The organism is Nocardia sp. NPDC088792 (assembly GCF_044750615.1).
Classification (GTDB): Bacteria; Actinomycetota; Actinomycetes; order Mycobacteriales; family Mycobacteriaceae; genus Nocardia.
In genome coordinates, this window is sequence record NZ_JBIVKC010000003.1 from 1,390,795 (window position 1) to 1,403,381 (window position 12,587).

Annotated in this window: 7 protein-coding genes; 4 read left to right on the forward strand and 3 right to left on the reverse strand. The window is 68.2% G+C overall.

What is annotated here, in order from left to right:
• Nucleotides 1–3: 3 nt before the first annotated feature.
• The 4 genes from folE to ACIP5Y_RS24505 are packed head-to-tail and all read left to right on the forward strand — an operon-like array spanning nt 4 to nt 3,430.
• Nucleotides 4–597 carry a GTP cyclohydrolase I FolE gene (gene folE, locus ACIP5Y_RS24490; RefSeq protein ID WP_400353066.1) on the forward strand — a complete coding sequence of 198 codons (594 nt, stop codon included), beginning with the start codon at nt 4–6 and terminating at the stop codon, nt 595–597.
• Nucleotides 594–1,307: a 7-cyano-7-deazaguanine synthase QueC gene (gene queC, locus ACIP5Y_RS24495; RefSeq protein WP_400353068.1), complete on the forward strand. Its 714-nt coding sequence runs from the start codon at nt 594–596 to the stop codon at nt 1,305–1,307. The genes folE and queC overlap by 4 nt, the downstream gene beginning before the upstream one ends.
• Entirely contained in the window at nt 1,304–2,533 is a 1,230-nt protein-coding gene (locus ACIP5Y_RS24500; RefSeq protein WP_400353070.1) for a glycosyltransferase family 4 protein, read from the forward strand. Before queC ends, ACIP5Y_RS24500 begins: the two co-directional genes overlap by 4 nt.
• A complete protein-coding gene (locus ACIP5Y_RS24505; protein ID WP_400353072.1) occupies nt 2,534–3,430 on the forward strand; it encodes a methyltransferase domain-containing protein in 897 nt (298 codons plus the stop codon).
• On the opposite strand, the gene ACIP5Y_RS24510 is transcribed toward ACIP5Y_RS24505, so the two are convergent.
• The 3 genes from ACIP5Y_RS24510 to ACIP5Y_RS24520 form a co-directional block, all read right to left on the reverse strand.
• Nucleotides 3,419–10,585, reverse strand: a complete 7,167-nt coding sequence (locus ACIP5Y_RS24510) for an SDR family NAD(P)-dependent oxidoreductase (protein WP_400353074.1) — start codon at nt 10,583–10,585, stop codon at nt 3,419–3,421. The genes ACIP5Y_RS24505 and ACIP5Y_RS24510 overlap by 12 nt on opposite strands.
• Nucleotides 10,586–10,702: 117 nt before the next feature.
• Nucleotides 10,703–11,647 (reverse strand): alpha/beta hydrolase, encoded by a 945-nt coding sequence (locus tag ACIP5Y_RS24515; protein ID WP_400353076.1) that lies wholly within the window; start codon nt 11,645–11,647, stop codon nt 10,703–10,705.
• Nucleotides 11,648–11,676: 29 nt separating this feature from the next.
• Nucleotides 11,677–12,519: an NmrA family NAD(P)-binding protein gene (locus ACIP5Y_RS24520; protein WP_400353078.1), complete on the reverse strand. Its 843-nt coding sequence runs from the start codon at nt 12,517–12,519 to the stop codon at nt 11,677–11,679.
• Between the last annotated feature and the right edge of the window lie 68 nt (nt 12,520–12,587).

Consider the following 12,587-nt stretch of genomic DNA (forward strand, 5'->3'; position numbering starts at 1 on the left):
ATTGTGCTGATCGAAAACCATGACAAGACCCTGACAGCCAACCCGCGATATTCTGCCTTCCGATCGATACTGGCCGGCATCGAAGGAGAGGACCCCGATCGGGAGGGGCTTGCCGATACTCCTCGACGTGCCGCCGAAGCAATCGACGAGTTCACCCGCGGGTACGAAACCGACTTGAACGAGCTGTTCACGACATTCGACTCCGCCGGATACGAGGAAATGGTGACGGTTCGAAACGTCCCCCTCTACTCGTTGTGCGAGCACCACCTTCTCCCATTCATCGGCACGGCGCACGTGAGTTACATTCCGGATGGTCGGATAGTCGGCCTTTCCAAGATCGCGCGAGTCGTGGACACGTTCGCGCGCCGCCTGCAAGTGCAGGAGCGCCTGACCATCGAGATCGCGGACGCGATCGAAAAGTACCTGGCGCCGGCCGGTCTGCTGGTGATGCTCGAAGCCGAGCATCTCTGCATGACAGTGCGCGGCGTGCAGGCTCCGGGCACGACGACCCTCACCACGGCTGCGCGCGGGCTTATCCGCGAACAACAGAGCACTCGCGCCGAAGCGGTATCGGCAATCGGAATGAGGTCGCGATGAAACGTAAAGCGCTGGTCTCGCTTTCGGGCGGGCAAGACTCCGGAACCTGCCTCTTCTGGGCGCTGTCCGAGTACGACGAGGTCGAGGCGGTCTCGTTCGACTACGGCCAGCGCCACAAGGTCGAACTGGACTGTGCCTCGCGACTTGCCTCCCGGGCCGGAATCCGCCACACCGTGCTCGGGCTCGGTCCCGCTTTTCGGCAGCTGGGTGGCTCCTCGCTCACCGACGAATCGATCGACTCACGATCCGACGCCACGGGAACGGGCAATGACTACGCCGCCGCACACGGCCTGCCCTCCTCGTTCGTCCCCGGACGCAATGTCGTGCTGCTCGGCTACGGCGCGGCGCTCGCCGCGACGCGAGGCGCCCACACCCTCGTCACCGGTGTCTGTTCGACCGACGACGCCGGATATCCCGACTGCCGAATCGATTTCGTTCGCTCCTACGAAATCGCCTTGCGGCATGCCCTCGACGAACCGCAGTTCCGGATCGAGGCGCCACTGCTCAACCTCACCAAGGCCGACACCTGGGATCTCGCGCAGCGGCTGCAGTGCCTCGACGCCATCGTCGAACACACCCACACCTGCTATCACGGCGACCGCAGCACGCGGTTCGACTGGGGATACGGATGCGGCCGCTGCCCATCCTGTATGACCAGGGCGGCCGGGTGGCAACAGTTCGACGACCGGCAAAGGCAGCGAAACCGATGAAGATCGCATTCGTTCTACTCCCCTACGGTCCCGACGAGCCCGCCGGCATCGAACGCAGCGTCGCCGCACTCGCCGCGGGCCTGCGTGCACGTGGTCATCGAGCGATCATCATCGCCGCGGGACCGCCAACCAGCGCCGATGATGCGGACCTCGTCCGGCTCGACACGATCGAGCTGCCCCGCCCCATGCTTTTCGATGATCTTCCGAGGCTGCTCACGAGTCCCGCGGCGCTGTGTGGCGAGGTCGAGCGCATCCTGGTCGAGCACGACATCGACCTGGTCTGCTGGACCGACGCGGTGGCGGGTCTCGGCTACCTCGCCCCGGCACCGGCCGGTGTGCGCACGGTGCTCATGGCCCACCTGATCCGGGCGGACGCATCGATCCACGAAAGTCTGGCGCACAAGCCGGACGCGGTGCTGGCCGTCAGTCCTTTCGTCATCGAGGAGCATGCGCGCGTCGGTGTCGACACGCGCGGTTGGCAGGTCCTTCCGAATCCGCTCCCCCGGCGCGGCACTCCGCCGTCTCGTCAGATTCGGGAGTGGTTGCGGCTCAACGGCCCTATTCGAACGTTGACGAGGGCAGACCCGGTGAAAGGGATGAGCGGGCTGCTTCGCAGCCTGCCGCCCGATCTCGGACGTCCGGTGCAGATCGCTTTGGCGGACGCTGCTTTCGAGTTGTGGGACGGTATGCAGCAGGCCGTCCGCGATGAATGCCTCGCGATCGCCGAAGAACGGCCCGAGGTCGAAATCTTGCCGGCCATGCCGTGGGACGAAGCGCAAGGCTTCCTGGCGGGCGCCGCGCTGGCGATGGTCCCGTCGGTGTGGCCGGAAACCTTCGGCAATGTCGCCGCGGAAGCGCTGTCGGTAGGCACCCCGGTCGCGGGTTTCCAGCTCGGGAATCTGCCCGTTCTCGTCGGTGGAGCGGGCTGCCTGGTGGAACTCGACCGCAGCAACGAAGTGCAGCACATCGGCGGGGTCACGGATTCGACCGCGGAGCCTCCGGGCGCGCCCGAGGCGTTCACCCGCTTGTGGTCGGCCGCCACGAACCTTCTCGCCGACCACGACGCCTACCACGCGGCCTCCGATCTGGCTCGTGACCAGGTACAACTGTACGAGCCGGCGTTGGTGGCCGACATCTTCCTGAGTGTGATCGGCACCGGGCATCCGGACCGCCGAGTCCCGATTCGGACCCCGCACGGTGGTCCGCACGACACCGAGGAGCACTGAATGTGGCCAGCTGATCTGTCCGTTCCCACTTCGAAGCTCGACGTCGAGGCTGTCGTGGCCCATCCCTGGTGCGGCCCGGCCGAAACGCACCCCCGGCAGTATCGCGGCCCGCACCAGCTGTCGCGGGACGGCTGGACCAACTTCACCGAACGCCTGGAACGAGGTGAAGAGATCTCCCTCGTCCGCGCACTCGCCGCCGGCCGCGCGCACGCACTCGACATGGGAGGCGGTACCGGCGAGTTGACCGCCGCCGTGGCGGCGCACGCCGGACGTTGTGTGGCAGTCGAACCCCATCGTGACCGGGTTGCCGTGCTCGATGAAATGGCAACCGGCTCGGCCGTGGAGGTCCATCCCGGCCAGGCCGAGGCGTTGCCGTTCGCGGACCGCACCTTCGACTTCGTGCTGGCCGCATGGGTTTTGCCTTACGCGCAGGACTTGCAGGGCGCGCTGCACGAGATCGCCAGAGTGTGTGACAACGAGGATCCCGACGCGGCCATCGTCATCATCGGCGGTGCACCCGACAATGAACTCGTCCGTCTGCTCAACGACGTGGGCATTCCGGTAGCCGGTGAGGAGCCCGATCACCAGGGTTTCCTCCTGGCCGAGGCCGCCCGGGTCTTCGCCGAGCACGGTTTCTCGGAGTTCTCACTGCTGCGCACCGAGTCCGCGCTGCACTTCCGGGAGACCTCCCAGTACGACAGAATCGCCGCCGCGGCAACAACTTTGGCCGATTTCTGGTTCGAGGGCCATCCGCGGTCGGCCGAGATCCGCCGAGCGCTGGAACCGGCTCTGAGCGAGCATTTCGCGCACCGGCCGCACGCGATCGGCGATCAGGCCACCGTGCTGGTGGCGCGCCCGGCCGGGATGGCTCGCACCCGGGCCGGGTCACTCCTGTAGGAAGGCGATGATCTCCGGCCACAGGTCGGTCCACGCCGGGTCGGTGAAGGCGCTGTCGTGGGCCAGGCCCGGCACGATGTGCAGGCGGGCCGGCAGGCCGGCCTGCTGTGCGCGGGTGGTCAGGTCGCGGGCGTGGACCGCCGGGATCATGTCGTCGGCGTCGCCGTGCACGACGAGCAGGGGCGCGCTCACCGCGTCGAGCATGGTGAGTGGCTGCCGTTGTGGGTGGGCGAAATGCTCGGCGATGTCGTCCGGGCTTATCCCCGCGTGTGGCGGCAGGAACGATCCCGGGTGGGCGCGTTCCGCGGTGACGAGCGGTTCCGGGCTGTACAGGCCCATCAGCAGGGCGGCGCGATGCCAGCGGAACTCGTTGCGCGCCAGGGCCAGCAGTGCGGAATAGGCGCCGCGGCTGGTGCCCGCGATGCTGATGCGGCCGGGATCGATCTCGGGTCGCTGGGCGAGATACCGTGCCGCGGTGAGGATGTCGTCGATCTCCCGGCCGCCCATCTCGGCGCGGTCGGTGAATTCCGCACCGTGTCCGGGCGCGCCGCGATGATCGACGGTGAAGGTGGCGAAACCGGCCTCGTGTAGCGGCGCATGCTCAGCGATCTGCGCATAGTCGCCGCTCACGGCCAGTGCCCCGCCCGGGCCCGCGGTGCAGATCAGGACCGCCGGATGCGGTCCGGGCCCGGCAGGCACGGCCAGATGACCGTAGACCGTCAGGCCGTCCACCGCCTCGAATTCGTGAACGGTCAGATCCCGTTCCGGCACAAAGGTATCCAGCGGTGCCTGCGCGAGCTCCTCGGCCAGCAGACCCGCCAGCCCGGTCATGGTGAGGTTGGTCTGCAGTTTCACCGCGGGGACGGAGACCCCGAGTTCCTTCTGTAGCAGCACCCGCAGCCCGACAGCGGTGAGCGAGTCGATATCGATGGGCTGGTCGTCGCCGAGCTGATGTTCGGTCAACCCGGTCGTCTGTGCGAGGAGCGGGGTCAGCAGCGGAGCCAGCAGGGCGGCACGTTCGCCCGGATCGGCTTCGTGCAGGCGCAGGCTCGCCAGGCCCGGGCCGGCGTCGGCGGTGTCGGCCGGTGCGACGCTGTGGAATCGGGGCAGGGCCGACAGTTGCGGATTGGCCCGGGCCCAGCGCGGCCAGTCGATATCGGCGACCGACACCTCCACCGGCCGGGTGCGCAGCAGCGTTTCCAGTTCGGCGGCAAAGGTTTCCGGGGACAGGCCGATATGGCCGCTGCGGCGCAGGTACGCGCCCACCTCGCCATTGCCGCTGACGGCCACGCCGACCTCGTCGATCATGCCCCAGCCCACACTGGTGGCGGGCAGTCCCAGGCCGTGGCGGTAGCGGGCGAGGGCGTCGAGGAATTCGTTCGCGGTGGCGTAGGCGCCCAGGCCGACCGAGCCGAGTTGCGCTCCGACAGAGGAGAAGAACACCAGGAAGTCGAGGTCGTCGGGTTCGGACTCCAGGTGCAGGTTCCACGCGCCGTCAGCCTTGGGCCGGGTGGCGTCCAGCAGGCGGCCGGGATCGGTCTCGGACAGTACGATGTCGTCGAAATCGGCTGCGGCGTGGATGATCCCGCGAATCGGCGGCATGTCCGCGCGCACCCGCTTCAGCAGTTCGGCAACCTGACTCCGGTCGGCGACGTCGGCCTGTTCGACGCGCACGGTGACGCCGCCGGCGGTCAGTTCCGCGACCGTGCGCGCCGCCTCTTCGGAGGCCGCGCCATGGCGTCCGGCCAACACGAGATGGCGGGCGCCGCGCTCGGCGAACCGCTGGGCCACAGTGCGTCCCAGTCCGCCGAGGCCGCCGGTGAGCAGGTAGGTCGCGTCCGGGCGGAGCGGTGATTGCGGGAGCGAGGCGGCGGGAACCGTGACGCGTTCACCGCTCATCCGCACCACGATCTTGCCGAGGTGTTCCGGGCCGCCCATCGCGAGGAACGCCTTGTCGACGGACTCGGCGGGAATCTCGGTGACCGGCAGCGCGGTGATGATGCTTTGTTCGAACAGCTCCGCAGTCTCCTTCATACAGGTCTGCACGTATTCCGGTTCGAGGGCCATCATCTGGTCGTAGTCGAAGGAGTGATACGACATCGCCCGCAGTACGGAGTGGGTGCGGATGCCGTCGTCACCGGTGTCGGCGGGTTTGCCCAGTTCGACGAATCTGCCGAAGGTGCGCAGCACACGCAGACTGGCGTGCAGCATGTCGCCGGGCAGCGAGTTGACGATGACATCCACGCCCGCGCCGCCGGTCCAGGCGAGGATCTCGTCGGCGAAAGAGGTGCTCCGCGAATCTGCCACGTGCGCAACGCCTTCGGTGCGCAGGAAGTCCCGTCGTGCCCGGCTTCCGGCGGTCGCGTACACCTGCGCGCCGAGTGCGGTCGCGATACGCACCGCGGCCAGCCCGACACCGCCCGCGGCCGAATGGATCAGGACCCGATCCCCGGTGCGTACTCCGGCCAGGCGGACCAGCGCCTGGTGCGCGGTGACCACCGGCAGCAAGGAGGCCGCCTCGGCGAGTGACAGCGCTGCGGGTTTGCGCGCCACCCGCACCGCGTCCAGGGTCAGATGGGAGGCGAACAGGCCGCGGCTGTGCGCGAACACCTCGTCGCCGGGCCGTAGCTCGGTCACCTGCGAGCCGACCCGGATGACCGTGCCCGAACACTCCAGCCCGAGTGCCTCGCCCGAGTGGCTGCCCTCGATGGCCTGCGGGGTGATGAGCCCGGTCACCTTCAGCACATCCTTGAAATTCACTCCGACGTAAGCGACTTCGATCTCGACCTCAGTGGGTCCGGGTGCGCGCCGGGTGGTGGCGGCGAAGCGCAGCGAGTCCACCGTTGTGCGGTGTATGCCGAGACGGACCGGGGTGCGGTCGGTGGTGACGCCGAGTTGATGTGCGGGGGAACGGTCCCCGGCCGGTTCGATCCGGCGGATGTGGCGGGTGCCGCCGCGCAGCGCTACCTCGTCGAGCCCGTCGTGCGCCAATTCGCCGGCGAGTGCGTCGAGGTCGGGGTTCTCGGCATCCAGATCGATGAGCCTGCAACGCAACTCGGGGCGTTCGGCGTTGACGACCCGGGCGAATCCCCACAGGGCACCGGCGAACGGGTCGGTGATCACGTCGCCGGCGTCGATGCTCTGGGTTCCACTCGTCACCAGGAACAATGACACCCCGGCGGCCGGTAGGGCCTGTATCAGGCGCAGCGGTTCGGTGATCGGTGTGCACACCGGACCGGTGGCGGTCTTGGTGTCCTGGACGTAGACCACACCGCGGCAGGCCGCATCGGCGGCGAGTGCGGTAGTGACCTGTGCGAGCCAATGCCGCGCCTGCGGGGTCACCCGCGTGACCGCGGCGCCCGAGTCGGTGAGTCGCTGGTGCAGTTCGGTGGTGATCCGGTCGGATCCGATCAGGATCCAGCTGCCTGCGAGGTCCCCGGTCGGGTCGAGTTCTGTTGCCTGCCAGGCATGGTCGTAGTAGAGGCGTTCGGCGTGCGAGGGCCGTGCGTCGCTGTCGGCTGCGACGCGCTGGGCGCGCAGGCCGATGACCTCCGCAACGATCTCTCCGTCATCGGTGATCAGTGTCAGATCGCAGTCGAATCGTCCGGGCATCGTGCTGTGCCGGTCGCGCCCGTGCACCCACAGCTGCCGGCCGGGGCGACGGTAGAACCGGAGTTCGGTGATCCGGGCGGGCACGTAGGTTCCGGCCGCGTCGGCGCCGCCGAGCAGCAGTGCGCCGGCGAACACGGATTGCAGGGCGGCGTCGAGGAGCACCGGATGCAGGCGGTAGCCCGCCGTATCGATGGTGGCGGTGCGGATTTCGGCGAATACTTCGCCGGTCTCCCGTCGATACCAGAGCTCGTCGACGGCCCGGAATGTCTTGCCGTAGTTCAGGTTACCGACGCCCAGGATCTCGTAGACCTGGTCGTGATCGATGCTGGGCAGGTCCGCGGTGGCGTCGGCGAGGGTCTCGGCACGCGGCGCCGGGATCGGTGGCGCCGCGAGATAGGCGCGCCGGAGGCCGGTCTGCAGGGTCCAGACGGGCTCGTCGGGCTGTGTGGTGGCGTGTAGCCGCAGTTGCCTGCGTGCCGGGTCGTAGCCGGCCCGCAGGGTCGTGATCACGGACGGCGCGAGCACCAGTGGGCGGTGAAAGACGATGTCTTCCAGGAAGCAGGGCGTGTCGTCGGCGAACATGGCCAGGGCGGCCTCGACGTATCCGGCGCCGGGGAAGATCAGATCCTCGCCGATCCGGTGGTCGGCGAGGTAGCCGAATTTCACCGGGGCGAGTTCGATGTCGGCGACGGGTGTCGTCGCCGCGACGGGCCGTCCGCCGAGCGCGAGACCGCCCGCGCCCAGCCGAGTGCGCTGTGAGGTGGCCGACTCGATCCAGTGCCGTTCGCGCTGCCAGGGATAGCGGGGCAGGCCGAGATGTTCGCGTGGTCCGGGATGCACCCGTGCCCAATCCGGTTCGGCGCCCGCGCAATACAATGCTCCCAGTGTTGTCAGCAGGTGTGCGCGCGGTGGCCGGTCGCGGTGCAGCGAGGCCAGCAGCGCGACCTCTCGCGGATATGCGGCCAGGGCCTCGTCCATGGCGGGGGCCAGCACCGGATGCGGGCCGACTTCCAGCACCGCCGACGGTGCGTGGTCGAGCATGCGCCGTATCGCGTCGGCGAATCGCACGGGCCGGCGCACATTGCTCCACCAGTAGTCCGCGTCCAGGTGTGAGCCCTCGATCGGCCCGCCGGTGACGGTGGACACCAAGGGGATTCGCGCCGGACGGGGCCGGATACCGGCCAGTGCCGCGACCAGCGGTGCGCGGATTTCATCCATCTGGGCGCTGTGGTAGGCCACCTCCACGCGCAGTGCCGTCACGCGGGCACCGGTGGCCCGCAACCGTTCGGACACCAGCTCGACGGCGTCGGGGTCACCGGCCAGGGTGATTGCCGTCGCGCCGTTGATCGCGGCCACCTCGGCGCCGTCGACAAGGTGGGGCGTCACCTCGGCGGCGGACAGGGCGACCGCGGCCATCGCGCCCCGACCGGCCAGGCGCGCTTGCAGATTCGCGCGATGGAAGCTGATGGTCAGTGCGTCCTCGAGGGTGTACACCCCGGCCGCGTAGGCTGCGGCCACTTCGCCGACGCTGTGCCCGGCGATGACCGCGGGCTCGATGCCCCATTCCCGCCACAGGGCCGTGAGCCCGGCCTGCACAACGAAGTTGGCGACCTGCGCGTACAGGGTTCGGGTCAGCCGCGATTCGGGCTCGTCGCGGCGGAATTCCTGCGCCATCGACAGCCCGAACCGGGCCAGAACTTCATCGCATGCGGCGACGACCTCGGCGAAAACCGGTTCGTCCTGCGATAATTCGCGGCCCATACCCCACCATTGCGGACCCATCCCGGTGTAGACGAACGCGATCGAGGGCCGTCCGGCGCGTTGTGCGGTGACCTCGAGCAGGCGCAATTGCCGCGCCGCGTCGGCCGCGCCGTCGGCGACCACGAAGGAGCGCATCGGGTGGTGGTCACGCTGCCGGGCGGCAGCGCGACAGATCCGTGCGAAGTCCGGGGCGTCCGGCGCCTCGAGCAGGCCCGCGTAGGCGTCGGCCAACGCGCGCAATGCCTCCGGGCTGCGCGCGGACAAGGCCAGCAGCTGCGGTCGCCCGTCCTGATGACCCGCTTCGGTCCCGGTCTGCGGTCGCCCCTCCTCGCTACCTGCTGTGGGCCCGGTCCGGACCTGCCTGTTTTCCCACGGCGCTTCGGTCCCGGTCCGTGACTGCTCGCCCGCTCTGGATGCGCGGAGTTGTGGTCGCGCCTGTTCGAGGATGGCGTGCGCATTCGTGCCGCCCGCGCCGAAGGAGTTCACCGCGGCGCGACGCAGCTCGGAATAGCGTGGGAACGGCACGGTCTCGGTGGCGACGCGCAGTGGCAGCCGATCGAAGGGGATGTTCGGATTCGGCCGCTGGAAGTGCAGGGTCGGCGGGATGAGTCCGCGCTCGAGGCACAGACTGGCCTTGATCACCCCCGCCACCCCGGCCGCGGCCTCGGTGTGGCCGATGTTCGACTTCACCGAGCCGATCCAGTGTGTGCGGTCCGAGTCGCCGATCGAGTCGCCGATCGCGGTGGCCTCGATGGGATCTCCCACCGGGGTGCCGGTGCCGTGCGCCTCGTAGTAGCCCACCGAGTCCGGCTCGATCCCCGCGGTCCGATAGGCCTGCCGGATCAATGCCCGCTGGGCGTCGACGCTGGGCACCGCCGTTCCGGGCGTGCGCCCGTCGTGATTGACCGCGGTGCCGCGCACGACCGCATAGATATGATCGCCGTCCCGCTCGGCTGCCGGAAGCGGTTTGAGGACAACGATTCCCGCGCCCTCGCTGCGCACGTACCCGTTGGCTCGATGGTCGAACGGCTTGCAGCGCGCGTCCGGGGACAGGAACTGTCCCTTGGACATCACGATCGTCGCGACGGGATGGAACATCACGTTCACCCCGCCCGCCACCGCCATCTCGCATTCGCCGCGTTCGAGCGCGACGCAGGCCTGATGGAATGCCACCAGCGACGAGGAACAGGCGGTGTCCAAGGTGAAACACGGTCCGTTCCAGTCGAACGTGTACGGCAACCGGGCCGACAGCATGGTCATGCTGACTCCGGCCGGTGTCGAGGTGCCGAGCAGATGCTGGTTGGCATCGGCCAGTTGCAGGCTCGCGGCGTCGAAGGTGAACCCGCCGATGTAGGTGCCGATATCGGCACCGGCCGTGGAGTTCAGCGGAATTCCCGCATCCTCGAACGCCTCCCAGGTGACCTCGAGCAGTACTCGCTGCTGCGGATCCAGCGCCGCGGCGTCGCGCGGTGACATGCCGAAGAATCGCGCATCGAATTCGTCGATCGGTCCCGCCAGAAATCCGCCCTGCTCGACGAAGGTTCGTCCCGGAGTGGCCGGATCGGGATCGAAGAAGTCCCCGCTACTCCACCGGTCGGCCGGAATGTCGCCGATCGCATCGGTTCCCGAGGCGATCAGATTCCAGAAGCTGCCGGGACCGTCGATTCCGCCCGGGAAGCGGCAGCCGATCCCGATAATCGCTATCGGCGTCACGGCCGGTGATCCTCCTTGCGGCGCGGCCGGATCCGCCACGGTGTCAACGGATTCCGCGGGCAATGTCATAGCGCGCCTCCGATCGGACGTGGACCTTCCACGTCGCGGCCCGCAACGAACCGGTGGGCAGGCCTGTTTTCGATAGTGCGCCCGAACCGGCTACCGGGCAACGCGAGAACAGCTGCCCTACAGGCTTTTCAGCACCCGATGACGGTCGGCGAGGGCGCGTCGTGACACGTCGGCGTCGAATGCGAGGGCGTCGTATTCGTGTGGCACGCCGGGGTGTACATGCAGCTCGACGGGTACGCCCGCCTGACTCAAGGTCAGTGCGTACCGGATGTCCTCGTCGCGGAAGATATCGAGTTGTCCGACCTCGATGTAGGCGGCCGGGAGGCCGGTGGCGTCCGAGATTCGGGCGGGCGCGGTGGCGGGGTCTGTCGCCGACCGGTCGGCGTGTTCGCCGAGCAGCGCGTTCCATGCGGTGATGTTGTCGTCATAGGTCCAGCCCGCGAACGGCACGATATACGGGTCGGGGGTTGTCGTGCGATCATCCAGCATCGCGTAGAGCAGGATCTGGCGGGTGAGCGCCGGGCCGCCGCGATCACGGCTGAGGATGGCGACGGCCGCGGCGATACCGCCACCGGCACTGTCGCCCATGACCGCGATGCGGTCCGGATCGACGCCGAGTTCGGACGCATGGCCGGCCAGCCAGAGTAGCCCCGCGTAGGCATCCTCCACCGGGGTCGGGTGCGGATGTTCGGGGGCGAGCCGGTATTCGACCGACAGCATCGGCACGCCGGTGTGGGCGACATAGCGCGAGACGGGCCCGTCGAAGATCGGGACCGAGCCGAGGATCATGCCGCCGCCGTGGAAGTACACGACCGCGGCCCGGCTCTCGCTCGAGGGCAGACGATACCAGCGGGCTCGAATCGCGGTGCCGTCCTCGACGATCACCTTGTGGTCGATGATCTCGACCTGCGCGGCAATCGGTTGCGCGACATTGTTGGCCTGATTCAGCATGGCGTCGAGTTCGGTGCGCCGAGTTTCCACATCGCCGATCGGCGGGGTCGCCGGCGGCTCACCGTAGGCTTCGAGCGCGGCAGCGATCTCGGGGTCGAGCGCGAAAGTCATGGGGGTTCTCCGTGATCGGGGGTCAGGGATCACGCGGCGAGTTCGCCGAGATAGTCGTCCAGCGTGCGCGGGGTGCGGCCCAGGATGGTGCGCAACACCAGGTTGTTGCCGCCACGGAAGCCGTGCGCGGTGTAATCGCGGAACATCGCGGTGAGTCCGTCGCGCATCGCCCCTGCGGGCATATTCGCCAGGGCCACTTCGGGATCGACATCCTGGGCGACAACGGTGCGGCCGGCGTGGCGGCTCATCATTGCCGCGATCTCGGTGCGGGTCACCACGCCTCCGGCGGCGAGTTCGAAGGTGCCGTAGGCGAGTTCATCACCAGACAAGGCGATCGCGGCAACCTCGGCGACATCGCGGTAGTCCACGAAACTCATCGGCGAGTCCTTCGAATACGGTGCGGTGAAGATCCCGTGTTCGCGCGCCGTGGCCCAGCTGCCTGCCAGTCCCTGCATGAACATGGCGGGCTGTAATACGGTGAACGCCAAGGGAGACCGGTACAGCGCCTCCTCGATCGGATGCATGCTCGCGTGATTCACCAGTGAGAGCGAGGGATGGTAGACACTGGAGAAAACGAATCGCCCGACCCCGGCGGCGGTTGCTGCCTCGACCATGCCGACACCGAGTTCGACGGTGTCCGCCGCGAAGGCCGGTGTCACATGGAAGACGGCATCCACACCTTTGAGCGCGGCATCGATGCTTGCGCGGTCACGCAGATCACCGCCGACGATCTGCACCCCTTCCAGGTTGCTCACCCGATCCGCCTTGGCCGGATCGTGCACGAGTGCCCGAACCTGTAATCCCTTGGCCGCCAATGCCGGAACGACCAGACCGGCGTACTGCCCCGTCGCCCCGATAGCCAATACCTGCACGTCGCACTCCCCGAATTAATCGGACGATTTCGTCCGTTTCAGTGTACCGAGGTTCCCGTTTTCCGCAG